At 69.0% G+C, this 13,099-nt stretch carries 14 protein-coding genes and 1 pseudogene; 7 read left to right on the forward strand and 8 right to left on the reverse strand.

Annotation, left to right across the window (positions count from 1 at the left end; all coding sequences use genetic code 11):
- The first annotated feature begins 22 nt into the window (after positions 1-22).
- The 3 genes from AB0D12_RS19210 to AB0D12_RS19220 are packed head-to-tail and all read left to right on the forward strand — an operon-like array spanning position 23 to position 3,361.
- Entirely contained in the window at positions 23-2,527 is a 2,505-nt protein-coding gene (locus AB0D12_RS19210) for an ATP-binding protein (RefSeq protein ID WP_362683840.1), read from the forward strand.
- Positions 2,524-2,946 (forward strand): roadblock/LC7 domain-containing protein, encoded by a 423-nt coding sequence (locus AB0D12_RS19215; RefSeq protein ID WP_362683843.1) that lies wholly within the window; start codon positions 2,524-2,526, stop codon positions 2,944-2,946. Before AB0D12_RS19210 ends, AB0D12_RS19215 begins: the two co-directional genes overlap by 4 nt.
- Positions 2,947-2,968: 22 nt before the next feature.
- On the forward strand, positions 2,969-3,361 hold the full coding sequence (locus AB0D12_RS19220; RefSeq protein ID WP_327328588.1) for a DUF742 domain-containing protein: 393 nt from the start codon (positions 2,969-2,971) through the stop codon (positions 3,359-3,361).
- A gap of 52 nt (positions 3,362-3,413) precedes the next feature.
- Here the strand turns inward: AB0D12_RS19220 and AB0D12_RS19225 are convergent, their stop codons facing one another.
- Entirely contained in the window at positions 3,414-3,983 is a 570-nt protein-coding gene (locus tag AB0D12_RS19225; protein WP_362683846.1) for a GNAT family N-acetyltransferase, read from the reverse strand.
- A 287-nt stretch (positions 3,984-4,270) separates the two neighbouring features.
- Here AB0D12_RS19225 and AB0D12_RS19230 point away from each other — a divergent pair, with 287 nt between their 5' ends.
- From AB0D12_RS19230 to AB0D12_RS19245, 4 genes are all read left to right on the forward strand, one after another.
- The gene (locus AB0D12_RS19230; RefSeq protein WP_362683849.1) at positions 4,271-4,876 is read left to right on the forward strand and encodes an ATP/GTP-binding protein; all 606 of its coding nucleotides are present in this window, start codon (positions 4,271-4,273) and stop codon (positions 4,874-4,876) included.
- An 85-nt stretch (positions 4,877-4,961) separates the two neighbouring features.
- Positions 4,962-5,366: a roadblock/LC7 domain-containing protein gene (locus AB0D12_RS19235; RefSeq protein ID WP_362683852.1), complete on the forward strand. Its 405-nt coding sequence runs from the start codon at positions 4,962-4,964 to the stop codon at positions 5,364-5,366.
- 119 nt (positions 5,367-5,485) lie between these two features.
- Positions 5,486-6,385 (forward strand): DUF6397 family protein, encoded by a 900-nt coding sequence (locus AB0D12_RS19240; RefSeq protein WP_362683855.1) that lies wholly within the window; start codon positions 5,486-5,488, stop codon positions 6,383-6,385.
- Between the two features lie 206 nt (positions 6,386-6,591).
- Positions 6,592-7,113, forward strand: coding sequence for a response regulator (locus AB0D12_RS19245; protein WP_362683858.1), 522 nt, complete (start codon positions 6,592-6,594; stop codon positions 7,111-7,113).
- Between the two features lie 216 nt (positions 7,114-7,329).
- Here AB0D12_RS19245 and AB0D12_RS19250 read toward each other — a convergent pair whose 3' ends face one another.
- The 7 genes and pseudogenes from AB0D12_RS19250 to AB0D12_RS19280 form a co-directional block, all read right to left on the reverse strand.
- On the reverse strand, positions 7,330-7,473 hold the full coding sequence (locus AB0D12_RS19250; RefSeq protein ID WP_362683861.1) for a hypothetical protein: 144 nt from the start codon (positions 7,471-7,473) through the stop codon (positions 7,330-7,332).
- 238 nt (positions 7,474-7,711) lie between these two features.
- Complete coding sequence (locus tag AB0D12_RS19255) at positions 7,712-8,170, reverse strand: hypothetical protein (protein WP_362683864.1); 459 nt, start codon at positions 8,168-8,170, stop codon at positions 7,712-7,714.
- A gap of 355 nt (positions 8,171-8,525) precedes the next feature.
- Entirely contained in the window at positions 8,526-9,005 is a 480-nt protein-coding gene (locus tag AB0D12_RS19260) for a VOC family protein (RefSeq protein ID WP_362683867.1), read from the reverse strand.
- Positions 9,006-9,510: 505 nt separating this feature from the next.
- Positions 9,511-9,737: pseudogene (locus AB0D12_RS19265) on the reverse strand (Ku protein); the annotation flags it as partial.
- 178 nt (positions 9,738-9,915) lie between these two features.
- Positions 9,916-11,346, reverse strand: a complete 1,431-nt coding sequence (locus AB0D12_RS19270) for an NAD(P)/FAD-dependent oxidoreductase (protein WP_362683870.1) — start codon at positions 11,344-11,346, stop codon at positions 9,916-9,918.
- A gap of 53 nt (positions 11,347-11,399) precedes the next feature.
- Positions 11,400-11,870 (reverse strand): VOC family protein, encoded by a 471-nt coding sequence (locus tag AB0D12_RS19275; protein ID WP_362683873.1) that lies wholly within the window; start codon positions 11,868-11,870, stop codon positions 11,400-11,402.
- Between the two features lie 136 nt (positions 11,871-12,006).
- Positions 12,007-13,020: an NADP-dependent oxidoreductase gene (locus tag AB0D12_RS19280; protein WP_362683876.1), complete on the reverse strand. Its 1,014-nt coding sequence runs from the start codon at positions 13,018-13,020 to the stop codon at positions 12,007-12,009.
- Positions 13,021-13,099: the final 79 nt, after the last annotated feature.

The raw sequence follows: 13,099 nt of genomic DNA on the forward strand, positions 1-13,099 counted from the left end.
CCGTACCCGGAACGAGGAGGCCATGCGCACACCCCGCAGGACTTCGGGCGCCGACACCAACACGCCCCCGCCCCCACTGCCGCCCGCATCCGCGGCGGCAGCCCGCGGACGACGCGCACATGCCGGGCCGCCCGCCGTCGAACACACCGGACAGGTGCTGCGGACCGACGCACCCCAGCCCCCGGCCGACACCAGCGGTCGATGGCTGCTGCGCCCCGGAACGGTACGCGCGAAGATCATCTCTCTGCTGATGGTGCCCGTCGTCTCGCTGCTCGCGCTCTGGGGATTCGCCACCGTCACCACCGCCCAGGACGTGTCGCGACTGCGCCAGCTGCAGCGCGTCGACACCCAGGTCCGCGAACCCGTCGCCGCCGCCGTCGCGGCTCTGCAAGCCGAACGGCGCGCAGCGGTACGCCAGGTGGCGGCACCGTCCGACGAGCGTGCGGCCGCACTCCAGCAGGAGGCCCGGCGCACCGACGACGCCTTGAAGGGGCTGTACCTCGACGGCGAGCATACGGTCGCCGCCGGCGGAGACATGCCGGCCGCCGTCGCGGGACGCCTCGACCAATTCGTCACCCGCGCCGAGAAACTGCGTAACCTGCGCACCGCCGTCCTCGACCGCAAGGCCACCTGGAACGCGACCTACGAGCAGTACACCGCCGCCGTCACCGCCGCGTTCAGCGTCTCCGGCGCACTCACCGGCATCCAGGACACCGGGCCCGGCTCCGACGCCCGCGTCCTCCTGGAGTTCGCCCGGGCCGGCGAGATGCTCGCCCGGGAGGATGCTCTGCTCACGTCCGCGCAGCTCACCAAGTCCCTCGGCGTGGACCGGCAGCGGCTGTTCACCGGAGCCGTCTGGACCCGCCGGAGCCTCGCCGAATCGGCCGTCACCGATCTACGCGGCCCCGAGCGCGCCGCCTGGCGAGAACTCACTCACCAGAGCCCCTACCGGCAGCTTCAGGCGGCCGAGGACAAGGTGCTCGCCGCGCCCGCAGGCCACCAGGCGGCACAGATCGTCCCGGCCGAAGCCTGGGACAAGGCCCACGCGGCCGTCGGTGACGGGCTGCGCGCGATCGAGACGGACGCCCGCCGCGCGGCAGCAGACCGGTCCGACCCGGTGGCGAACGGCATCCTCACCCCGGCCGGAGCTGCCGTGCTCCTCGGACTCGCCGCCGTCGTCGCCTCCTTGGTGATCTCCGTACGCATCGGCCGTGCCCTCGTCGTAGAACTGATCAGCCTGCGTAACACCGCACTTGAGATCGCCCGGCACAAACTGCCCCACGCCATGCGCCGGCTGCGCACCGGCGAAGAGATCGACGTCCAGGCCGAAGCCCCGCCGGGACGCCCCGCCGAGGACGAGATCGGCCAGGTCGGCGAGGCACTCAGAACCGTCCACCGGGCCGCGCTGAGCGCCGCCGTCGAACGCGCCGAACTCGCCGGCAGCATCTCGGGAGTCTTCGTCAACCTCGCGCGCCGCAGCCAGATCCTGGTCCATCGCCAGCTCACCCTGCTCGACACCATGGAGCGCCGCGCCGACGATCCGAACGAACTCGGCGACCTCTTCCGCCTCGACCATCTCACCACCCGTATGCGGCGGCACGCCGAAAGCCTGATCATCCTGTCCGGCGCGGCGCCGGGGCGAGCCTGGCGCACGCCCGTCCCGCTGACCAGCGTCGTACGGGCCGCCGTCTCAGAAATCGAGGACTACGCGCGCGTGGAGGTGCGGCAACTGCCCGAGACCGCCATTGCCGGAACCGCCGTCGCCGACGTCACCCATCTGCTGGCGGAACTCGTCGAGAACGCCGCTCAGTTCTCCCCGCCGCACACCAAGGTGCGCATCAGCGGTGAGCCCGTCGGCAACGGCTACGCCCTCGAGATCGAGGACCGCGGCCTCGGCATGGGCAAGGACGTTCTCGCCGAAGCCAACCGCAGACTGGCGGAGTCCGAAGCACTCGACCTCTTCGACAGTGACCGGCTCGGCCTCTTCGTCGTCAGCCGGCTCGCCTTCCGCCGCGAGATCAAGGTCCAGCTGCGCACCTCGCCGTACGGCGGTACCACCGCGGTGGTGCTGCTGCCGACCTCGCTGCTGCAGAGCGCCCTCTCGGCCCCGCCGGGCACCCGCGGCGCCCCGGGCCCCGGCGACGGCAAACCCGCGGCCGCGCCGACCGAGCCCGCCCCGCGCACCAACGGCACACCCGTCCCGGCCCCGGCGCCACGACCGGTGCTCGAAGCGCAGACCGTGACCCCCGTCCCGCCCGGCGTCACCGCGCTGCGCCTGCGCGGCGCCCCGCCGCAGACCGCGGACGGCGAACTGCCGCGCCGGGTCAGGCAGGCGCACCTCGTCCCGCAACTGCGCGAGGAGCCCAAGGCCGAGGAGCCGGTTGATCTCGCGGGCGCCGACGACAGCCCGGAACGCACCCCCGAACAGGTACGGGACCGCATGACGGCATACCGCAACGGCTGGACCCGGGGCGGCGGCGCCGCCCCCGGCACGGCCGACCCCGGCAGCGAAGGAGACGAAGCATGACCGAGCACGAGCCAGCCGCAGCCCGCCACACTTTCGGCGACCTCGACTGGCTGCTGGACGACCTCGTACTGCGGGTCGGCGAAGTCCGCCACGCGGTCGTGCTGTCCAACGACGGCCTGCCGGTCGGCGCATCGACGGCGCTGACCCGCGAGGATGCCGAGCACCTGGCCGCCGTCGCCTCCGGATTCCACAGCCTGGCCAAGGGCGCGGGGCGACATTTCCACGCCGGCGGCGTACGCCAGACGATGGTCGAGATGGACGACGGCTTCCTCTTCGTGGCGGCCGCGGGAGACGGCTCCTGCCTCGCCGTGCTCACCTCTGTCGTCGCCGACATCGGCCTGATCGCCTATGAGATGGCCCGCCTCGTCAAACGCGTCGGCGAGCATCTGCGCACCCCGCCGCGCATCACCGCGATGTGACGGCGTGAACGACGTGACCGACATGGCTGATATGTGCGGCAGTCAGTGGTACGACGCCGACGCAGGCCCGCTCGTCCGCCCGTACGCGATGACCGGCGGGCGGACCAAGCCGGGTCCCAGCAACGTACGGTTCGACCTGATCGCCCTCGTCGACATCGCCGCCGATGCACCCGGCCCGGCGGAGGAGTCCCTCCTCGGGCCCGAACACCGCGCGCTGCTCACCCTCTGCCGCTGCGAGACGCAGTCCGTCGCGGAACTCGCTGCCGACGCAGACCTCCCGGTCGGTGTCGTACGCGTTCTCCTCGGCGATCTGCTCGAAGCGGGCTATATCAGGGTCAGCCGTCCCGTGCCGCCGACGCAGCTGCCCGACGAGAAGATCCTCAGGGAGGTGATCGCAGGCCTGCGGGCTCTGTAGGGCCGGCCGCCGAACCCGCTGACCCCATGAAGCCGATCCAGCCTCGAGCCGCTCAAGGACTCTTGCTCAGCTGCCAGTCGGCCCTGGTCAGCTCGTACTCGACATCGCCGAGCTCGGAGCCTTCGATGATGTCGGGCCACTCATCGAAGAAGGTCCGGACGTAGGTGAGGCCCGCCTTCTCCATCACGCGGCGCGAACGGGCGTTGGCCGTCATCGTGTTCGCGACCACCCGCTCCACGCCGAGTTCGGAGAAGCCCTTATGGATCAGCGCGCGCGAGCCTTCCGTCGCATAGCCGCGGCCCCATGCGGCCCTGCCGAGCCGGTAGCCGAGTTCGACCACCGCACTGCCGTGGGCGTCCAGCGGCCGGAAGACGAACCAGCCCAGAAACTCCTTCGTGGTCCGCTCCTCGGCCGCCCAGAACGCGCGGTTGTCGATACACGGATAGTGACGGAGGAAGCGGGGCAGGGACCCGGCACGGACCGCTTCCCGCGTCGTCGGCCGGCGGCCTCCGTTGATGAAACGCATGACCTCAGGATCGTTGTCGAGGTCGAGCAGATGGTCCACATCGGCCTCGCTGAACGGGCGAAGCGCCAGACGATCGGTCACCAGGAATGTGGGCATGACCCGATCCTCAACACCGGCGCCCGCGCCCGCCAGCGAATATCCACCCGTGCCCCGCCGGGACAGGATCGAATTGCGCGCTGTTTCGGGCATCGAGTGGACCCGTATCAGTCACAACGCGCTAATAGCGATCCCTTCCCTCGGGACAGGGCCGCGCTTGCCATGCTGTCTGCGTACTGGCATGGACCAACGCCGAGAATCAGCTGACCGAGACCTCAAAGACCATTCTGACCTGCGAGTTTCATATGCGGGCTGGATATCTTGGGCTCACTCTTGAGAGAAATGACATGGCTTCCGAGAGCTCTGAAAACAGTGGCGGGGAGACGACCGACCTCGCGCTGAAAATACTCGTCGCCGGTGGCTTCGGCGTCGGCAAGACCACTCTGGTCGGCTCGGTCAGTGAGATACGGCCGCTGCGTACGGAGGAACAGCTGAGCCAGGCGGGCAGCACGGTCGACGACACCGGGGGAGTCGACAAGAAGACCACCACGACCGTCGCCATGGATTTTGGACGCATCACCATTCGCTCGGGTCTGTCCCTCTACCTGTTCGGGACTCCGGGGCAGGACCGTTTCTGGTTCCTGTGGGACGAGCTTTCCCAGGGAGCGCTGGGAGCAGTCGTCCTCGCCGACACGCGGCGCCTCGTGGACTGCTTCCCCGCCGTCGATTACTTCGAACACCGCCGGATCCCCTTCGTCGTCGCGGTCAACTGCTTCGCCGGCGCACGCACGTACGGCGCGCACGAAGTCTCACGCGCTCTCGACCTGGAACGAGGGACTCCTGTCGTGCTGTGCGATGCGCGCGACCGGGACTCGGGAAAGGAGGTGCTCGTACGACTCGTCGAGTACGCGGGGCGGATGCATACGGCCCGGCTCCTGGATTCGGTCGGCTAGCCGCACCTTGCCGTGCCGCCCCTCGTACGAAAGGCTTACGGACAACAACGGGGACACGGGGAACGTATGAGCGGGGAGGACCAACATGGCGTTGGACAAGGGACTTGACTGGCTTCTGGACGACCTGACCAACAGGATCGAACACATACGGCACGCACTCGTGCTGTCCAACGACGGCCTGGTGACGGGGGCCAGCACGGGTCTGGCGCGTGAAGACGCGGAACACCTCGCCGCGGTCTCCTCCGGTCTGCACTCCCTCGCCCGGGGTTCGGGACGCCACTTCCGGGCCGGCAAGGCACGCCAGACCATGGTCGAGTTCGACGAAGCGCTGCTCTTCGTCACCGCGGCGGGCGACGGAAGTTGCCTGTGTGTACTCAGCTCCGCCGACGCCGACGTCGGCCTGGTCGCGTACGAGATGACGCTGATGGTCAACCGGGTCGGCGAGCATCTGGGCGTTGCCGCCAGGCAGCCGGGTGGCGACCCCCGCTGACCTGCAGGAACCCTGCTCGACAGCGCCCGGTCTGCAGTTATCCACAGGCCGGGCGGAATGTGCTTGGTTCGGGCTACGGTCGTCACCGAGAGTATTCACACCTCACGGGGGAGACCGTCATGACGGTGAAGCAAGCAGCTACGCGCAGCCTGGCGCTGGGCCGGGCCTCTCAGGAACTGGATCTGAAGCGGGGCGAGTTCGATCTCGCGGTCCAGCTCGGGCACCTTCGCACCACAGCCGGCGAGAGCGGTCGCCCGCCGAGGGTCGAGCAGCAGGAGATCGACCGGCTGCGCGGGAAGGAAGGATTCCCGGGCACGCTGCGGGAGCGGGTGCGGACCGTCGGCACGGTGGAAGGCGCACGGCTCATCTCGATCAGCCCGGCGCGCTTCGCCCGGCTCGCCCGCACAGGCCACTTCACCCCGGTCCGGTTCTATCTGAACCGCTATCGCGCGGTCGTCTGGCTCTATCTGGCCGAAGAGGTCTGCCAGTTCGCCCTCGCCCATCCCGGCCTCCTCAGCGGCAGAACCCCGCCGGCGCTGCGAGCCGTACTGGACGCGGGTGAGGACCGGCGCGCACGCAACTGGCGGGGGCGGAGTCTTGGGCTGCTGCTGCGCAGGACCGCGGATCCGTGGGAGCGCGCGGCGGCGATCGCCTCCGTGCTCGACCCGGTCGCGGTGTCCGAGGTGGCGACCGATCCGTACGAACGCTCACATCTGCGCGTGCTCCGGCCCGAACTCGTCCCCGGGCGCCCGGAGTCGCCGGCCGGGCGCGAAGTGGTGGAGCGGCTGCTCCTGGCGGACCATCCGGACGAGATTCTCTGGCACCGGGTGAGCCTGGCCGAGGCGCTGCGGGAGGCGCGAGAGCTCCGCCCCGCGCCACGCCCTGTCCCCAAGGCCGAGCCCCGGACCGTCTCCGGGACCGTCCCGAGGGGCGCGCGACTACTGCCGGTGCGCCGGAATCCGTACCGTGGCGGTCTGTTGACGCGCCTGCGGTTCAGGAGGGCGAGCACCGTGGCCTGACGGCGACGCAGAGCCCGGTACGGGAGCGCCGGACAACAAGGGCTCGTCCACGTCGGGTGCTTCGCACTGCCCGAGGCTTCATACTGCCTCTATCCCCGAAGCCCCGCGGGAGCCGAAGGACACGGACGGGGCCGCCCTCGCCGCAGCGTGCGGCGTACGCTGATGTGGCCGCCTGACAAGGGAGGTCTAGGGATGCGGGCTGTGTCTTGAAGATCCTTGTGGTGGACGACCGCGAGGACAACCTCTTCGCGATAGAGAGCCTGTTGCGCCCTGTGGGGCGTCCGGTGGTACGGGCACACAGCGGTGACGAAGCGCTGAAGAACGTCCTGCGCGGCGGCATCGCAGTGGTCATCCTCGACGTCGTCATGCCGCGGATGGACGGCCTGGAAGTGCTCTCCTATCTCAAACGACTGGATCACACCAGGAATCTGCCCGTCGTGCTGATGACCGGACTGGGCAGGGACGACGAACTGGCCGCCCGTGCCTACAACCTCGGCGTCTCCGACTTCCTGGTCAAGCCCGTCGATCCATGGGTGGTGCGTACGAAGGTCAGGGCACTCGCCGATCTGTACACCGAGAACCAGAAGCTGCGTGAGCAGCTCAAAACCCTGGCCGAGCACAGGAGCGGAACGTCCAGGGCTCACCTTCCCGACCTCCTCGACGCGCGCGTTGCACGTCAGCCGGGCGGCACGGCAGACCATGCCCGGAGCGCCCGCGGAATCGACTGACGCACGTCGCACCGAGGCACTGCACCGGCGCGGTCTGCCCGAGGACACCATCCGCAAGATCCTCGGCGGCAATGTGCTCGACCCGTTCCGCAAGGAGCTCGGTCGCCCCGCCCGAATGCACCTGGCGGGGCCTCTCGCGGGATGCCCGATGGCAGCACCCGGATATGCGAGAGGCCCCGCCGGATCAGCGGCGATCCGCCGTGCCGCGGCCCCCGATCAGCACTCCGCGGAAACCGGCAGACCGCCACGCTCGTCGCCCGGCAGCCCCAGGGCCGCCCGGACGGATGCCGCCCCGGTCTTCAGCAGCCCGGCAGCGACTGCGCCAACGGCGACCGAAGCCACCGCCGTGGTCCTCTTCACCAAGTTGTTCCTGTCCTTCCGTTGGTGAACGAGCTTGAGCATCGCGAGCCGCAGGTCCGTTCGCAATCATTTCGATACGCGTGGAAGCGTGCCGCCGAATTCCCGGGGCCGGGCCAAGGCGGCCAGGGCAGGACCACGGGCCGATTGCCCCGAGATCAGGGCTCTCCCAGGGATGTCGCGCAGGCCCGAGGCTGCGCAGACCACCAAGCAGGTCAGATGGTGGCGGCGAAGGTCACGGCTACTGATCCCATGCGGTCACCAGGCCGTAGGTGACCAGGCCGAAAACAAGGTGCGGTACCACGTCCGAGGCCCAGTCGCCGACTGACCAGGTGCGAGGATCGCTGATCCCGAGGCGGGCAATCGGCACGTCGGCGACGACCATCACCAACGCTCCGGTAAGAGCCCCTCCCAACCACAGGGGCATCCGAGCGCCTGTCCGGTGGACCAGCGATACAGCGGCGCCCGTCCCGCTTCCCACGGCGATACCCGTCACCGCTGCGAGACCGATGAGCCGGTTGCCCTTTTCGGCCGAGTCCCGGAGCGGAAGCCCCATCCGGGTAGCGATCGTGTCCACCAAGGTTTCCGGCACAGTGCTGGCGGGCCTGCCGCGCAAAGCCATGTCGGCATAGGACACGGCGTTCAATGCGGTCGTCCCCGCGGCCCCCGCTGCGCAGCCGCGCACGATGGTTCGGATCATGCTCCACGCAATCCCCGCCGCTGCCCGCACCCAAACAGCCACAGGCACCAGACCACTCGGATCACGGACGATGTGCGGCCGACTGGACGGCGCCTCTCGCAGCACGGCGGCCACTGGCTCCCCGGGTCCGGGCTGGCCGTGGTCGACGATCGTGCAAAGGGACGGCTTGCGCTACGGCGCCGACGCTGCCGATATCGCCTCGTCCAGACCGGACTTCGGATCGTCTCGACCAGCAGCACCGAGCCGGCCAGTGGTGCTCGGGGGCGGATGCCTCGTACGGGCCATGGTGCCCCGCCGTCGCGTGCAGAAGTTCTGTCAACGCGGGCTACGTCCACGGCAAAAGCTTTCTGAGTCGTCACCGTCCAGGTAGTCGCTCCTGCACTTCTTGCAGCACCCACCCGTTTCCGTCCGGGTCGCTGAACGAGGCGTAGGAGGCGTAGCTGCGGCCGTCTGGATCGCGGCCGTCGACCCGTACTTCAGTGCCGGTGTCGTAGACCTTGTGGAAGATCTTGCTTACCTCAACACCGCGGCTGGAGAGGTCGGCGCGGGCTTTGTCGAGGTCGAAGACCACGAGGTAGCCCTCTGCGGATCCAGGCGGCGCGGAGTTGACCCCGCGGCCGAAGATGATCGAGCATTCCGACCCAGGCGGCGTCAGCTGAACGATCCGGAATTCAGGGCCGGCCTCGAAGTCCGCATCGAGCCGCCATCCCAGGCTCTGGTAGAAGCGCAGGGCACGGTCGACGTCAGCGACGGGGACAATGTGGACCTCGATCTTCATATCCACGGTCGGCTCTTTGACGCCGCCCTGTGCGCCGCCCTGCTCTTGAGTGCTCATATCGTTCTCCTGCGCCCGATGCCCAGAAATCCATGAGGAAGACGTGGCCGCGCAGCTCTGGGCGGCCGAGCGGCTCGGTATTGACGCCCCGCCGCGCGAGGGCATGTGTCGTGGTCGGGCACGGTCTACCGGAGGGAGCGGAAGGCCGTGCGCAACTCTTCCACGAGGAGTTCCGGCTGCTCCCAGGCGGCGAAGTGCCCATCTTTGGGCAGCTTGTTGCAGTGTCAACCCCGTGCCACCTACATCTCCACGTTAGACCGATGGGGTACACGATGCACCCGGGAAGAACCCCGGGGTGCGTCCCGTGGCTGCACCGCCGGGGGTCTGGACTTCGTAGGAAGCGGTGGCACGGGCCCACCCGGATGTCGAGAGTTCGTAAACGCACTGACCTCGAACTTTCGTGACGGGTCGTGAGTTCTTTCGGCGGCCTGATTCGGCTGGCCGGACTGGTAGTGGACAGACTGCGGGCCCGGCTGTCGCGTCGGGTGGGCACCGGGTTCCACTGCACGATGACGTCGTCCTTGACCCGCAGTAGGCCGAGGCGCTCCCGGCCGTGCCGCGCGAACTTCGCCACGGCCACCTTGGAGCTGCGCTCGAGGGCCTGTCTCAAGAGTTGTACGGCTTCGCCGCCACGCCCTCGGCGGACAGGTAGTACGAGTCGCCGATCTGGATGGGGTCGATGCTGGCCGCGGGGACGAACGCGGAGATCTCGACGGCCCGAGCTGTGGGCAGCCGAGATCGATCATGGTTGTGCGCTGGGGATCTCGGTGTCCGGGCGGGGCCGGGGGAAGTGCCCTCCGCTTGGACCGACAGAACCCCTCAACAAGGTTCATCGTCTTAGGTCAGGAAGGCGCTTTCGCGGGTTCGCCCCATCAGCTGCCGTCCCCCGATGAAACGGTGAGGCTGAAGCTCAGCCTCGGTAGGTTTCCAGCAGTCGCAGCCAGACCTCGCTGATTGTGGGGAAGGCGGGGACGGCGTGCCAGAGCCGTTCGATGGGTACCTCGCCGGCGACGGCGATGGTGGCGGAGTGCAGCAGTTCTCCGACGCCGGGGCCGGCGAAGGTGACCCCGGCCACGGTGCCGCGGTCCACGTCGATGAGCATGCGGGCGTGGCCGCGGTAGTCCTCGGCGTACTGGTGTGCGCCCGCGACGTGTGCGAGGTCGTAGTCCACCACTTCGATCCGGCGTCCGGTCTGCTCGGCGTCGCGTGTGGTGAGGCCGACGGATGCGACCTCGGGGTGGGTGAAGACGACCTGCGGTACGGCCGTGTTGTCGGCGGTCGCGGCGTGCGCGCCCCATCGAGTGTCGTCGACCGGTTCACCGTTGGCGCGGGCGCCGATGACGGCGCCGGCGATCCGGGCCTGGTACTTGCCCTGGTGTGTCATCGGTGCACGGCGGTTGACGTCGCCGACGGCGTAGAGCCAGCCGTCGGTGACGTCGGTCACCCGGAAGGTGTCGTCCACGGTCAGCCAGTCGCCCGGGGTGAGACCGATGGTCTCCAGGCCGACGTCCGCGGTCCGCGGGGCTCGGCCGGTGGCGAGCAGGATCTCGTCCGCGGCCAGTTCCCCGCCGTCTGCCAGGGTGATCCGTACTTCGCCGTCCTCGCGTGACAGGGAGGTCACGGAGGTTTCGAACCGGATGTCGACGCCGGCTTCGCGCAGTCCATCCGTGACCAGTTCGCCGGCGAACGGCTCCATCCGCTGCAGCAGCCCGTTCTCGAGGGCCAGCATGGTCACCTGGGAGCCGAGGGCCTGCCAGGCGGTGGCCATTTCGACGGCCACGACGCCTCCGCCGACGACGGCGAGACGGCCGGGTACCCGGTCGGCGGTGGTGGCCTCGCGGCTGGTCCAGGGGCGTACGGTGTCGAGTCCGGGGATGTTGGGCAGGGCCGCGCTGGTGCCGGTGGAGATGGCCACGGCGTGCCGGGCGGTCAGCCGGACGGTGTCGCCCTCGGAAGTCTGCACCGCCACCTGGCGGGGACCGGTAAGCCGGCCGTGGCCGCGTATGAGATCGACGGAGACCGAATCCAGCCAGTCGACCTGGTCCTCGTCCTTCCAGTACGAGGACATCTTGTCGCGGTGCGCGAGGACCGCCTCGACGTCCAGCGGCCCGGTCACCGCCTGGCGCAACCCGGGTACGCGGCGCGCGTCGGCACGTGCCACCACCGGCCGCAGCAGCGCCTTGCTCGGGTCGCAGGCCCAGAACGAGCACTCCCCGCCGAGCAGTTCACGCTCCACGATCACGGTACTGAGGCCCGCGGCGCGGGCGCGTTCGGCCACGTTCTCGCCGACCGGCCCTGCGCCGATAACGACCACGTCGTAAGTGCGGGTTGTCTCGTTCATCACTGCTCCGTTCATCACTGCTTCGGTAACTCGGGTGGGTGGTTGGTGTGGTGTCAGCGGCCGGGGGCGCGCTGCGTCACTTCCTGGAGCACCCAGCCGTTGCCGTCCGGGTCGCTGAAGGTGAGGTAGGAGCCGTAGGAGGCGCGATCGGGGTGCGGGCCGGCCAGGCGCTCCTGGCCTGCGCCCTGGTGGACGACACCTCCGGCCTCGTGGCCGTGGAACAGCCCTCCGGCGTCGTGGAACACCTCCGTCACCTCGATACCGCGGCCGGTGAGCTCCGCTCGGGCTTCTTCGATGTCGGAGACGATGAGGTACAGGCCCTGGAACGAGCCGGGGGCAATGGGGGTCATCCCTTCGCCGAAGATGATCGAGCACTCGGAGCCGGGCGGGGTGAAGTGCACCACCCGGAAGTCGTCACTGGCCGTGTAGTCGACGTCCAGGCGGAATCCCACCGCCTCGTAGAAGGTCTTGGCCCGATCGACGTCGGCGACGGGCAGCACGATCATTTCGAGTTTCAGATCCATGGGGATGTCCTTGTTTCTTGAGGCAGTTGTTCACGGTTCCTTGAGGCCGGTGTTCACGCGTCCAGTGCGTCACTGGTGCAACGGGTGCACGGCCGCCAGGGCAGGGGGCCGGACGCGTCGGTGAAACGGCTCGTTCCTAAGCGACCGTGAGCACGATCTTGCCCTGGATGTGCCCTCGGGCGGCGCGCTCGTGCGCCGCCCGGGCATCCGCGAGCGGGAACGTGCTGTCGATCGCGACGCGAATCTTCCCCGCGTCAAGCAAGCTCTCCAGTTCGGCGAGCTGCGCGCCGCTCGAGCGGACCGTCACGGCCGTGACCGTGACACCCAGCTCCGCGTTCTCCTCGTCGTCGAACTGGCCGAAGTACACCGGGTAGAGGGACCCGCCGCGCTTGAGGGTGCGCAGGAAGCGCCTGCTGTCGGGACCCCCGACGGTGTCCAGGACCAGGTCGACGTCACGGACGATCTCCTCGGGCCGCTCCTTCGTGTAGTCGATGAACTCGTCGGCGCCGAGTTCGCGCAGGAACGTCTCGTGGGCGCCGGAGGCCACGGCGATGACGCGGGCCCCCTTCCACTTGGCCAGCTGGAGAGCGAGGTGCCCCACGCCACCGGCAGCGCCGTTGATGAGCACCGTGCTCTCGCTGTCGAGTGCCATCGGACGGTGCTGGGCCTCTTGGAACGGCGAGGGATGATCGTGCCCGAGCTCGATCAAGAACTGCCACGCCGTCAACCCCGACATGACCAGGGCGGCGGCGTGCACATGGTCGATGCCGGCCAGCTTGCGGGCGAGGTCGGACGCCGGCGCGGTGACGTACTCGGCGTACGCGCTGCTCTGGAGAACGGTGGGGAAGCGCAGAAGGCCGATCACCTCGTCTCCGACCGCGAAGCCGTTGACGTCGGCGGCGACGGCTTCCACGACGCCTGAGACGTCGGTCCCCGGAATCAGGGGGAGATGGAGCGGGGGCTTGAGCTCGGGGGGTAGGTCGGGCATTCCCTCGCGCGCGTACCAGTCAGGAGGGTTGATGCCGACCGCGTGCACGCGCACGAGCACCTCACCCGGCCCCGGGTCGGGAACCGGCACCTCCTCATGACGCAGCACCTCAGGGCCGCCGAACTCGTGCAGCCGGATCGCTTTCATGGTCTGTTTCGGCACAGCTCTCTCCTGCGTCTCTCGCGGGGTAAACTAAGTGAACCGATGGTCCGTTTTTCCGGACCACTGATCCGAATATATG

This window comes from Streptomyces sp. NPDC048479 (genome assembly GCF_040651435.1).
In the GTDB taxonomy this organism is placed as follows: Bacteria; Actinomycetota; Actinomycetes; order Streptomycetales; family Streptomycetaceae; genus Streptomyces.

Coding starts and splice junctions, on each gene's coding strand:
- AB0D12_RS19210 (WP_362683840.1), top strand. CDS start 23: ATGCGCACACCCCGCAGGACTTCGGGCGCCGACACCAACACGCCCCCG.
- AB0D12_RS19215 (WP_362683843.1), top strand. CDS start 2,524: ATGACCGAGCACGAGCCAGCCGCAGCCCGCCACACTTTCGGCGACCTC.
- AB0D12_RS19220 (WP_327328588.1), top strand. CDS start 2,969: ATGGCTGATATGTGCGGCAGTCAGTGGTACGACGCCGACGCAGGCCCG.
- AB0D12_RS19225 (WP_362683846.1), bottom strand. CDS start 3,983: ATGCCCACATTCCTGGTGACCGATCGTCTGGCGCTTCGCCCGTTCAGC.
- AB0D12_RS19230 (WP_362683849.1), top strand. CDS start 4,271: ATGGCTTCCGAGAGCTCTGAAAACAGTGGCGGGGAGACGACCGACCTC.
- AB0D12_RS19235 (WP_362683852.1), top strand. CDS start 4,962: ATGGCGTTGGACAAGGGACTTGACTGGCTTCTGGACGACCTGACCAAC.
- AB0D12_RS19240 (WP_362683855.1), top strand. CDS start 5,486: ATGACGGTGAAGCAAGCAGCTACGCGCAGCCTGGCGCTGGGCCGGGCC.
- AB0D12_RS19255 (WP_362683864.1), bottom strand. CDS start 8,170: ATGATCCGAACCATCGTGCGCGGCTGCGCAGCGGGGGCCGCGGGGACG.
- AB0D12_RS19260 (WP_362683867.1), bottom strand. CDS start 9,005: ATGAGCACTCAAGAGCAGGGCGGCGCACAGGGCGGCGTCAAAGAGCCG.
- AB0D12_RS19270 (WP_362683870.1), bottom strand. CDS start 11,346: ATGAACGAGACAACCCGCACTTACGACGTGGTCGTTATCGGCGCAGGG.
- AB0D12_RS19275 (WP_362683873.1), bottom strand. CDS start 11,870: ATGGATCTGAAACTCGAAATGATCGTGCTGCCCGTCGCCGACGTCGAT.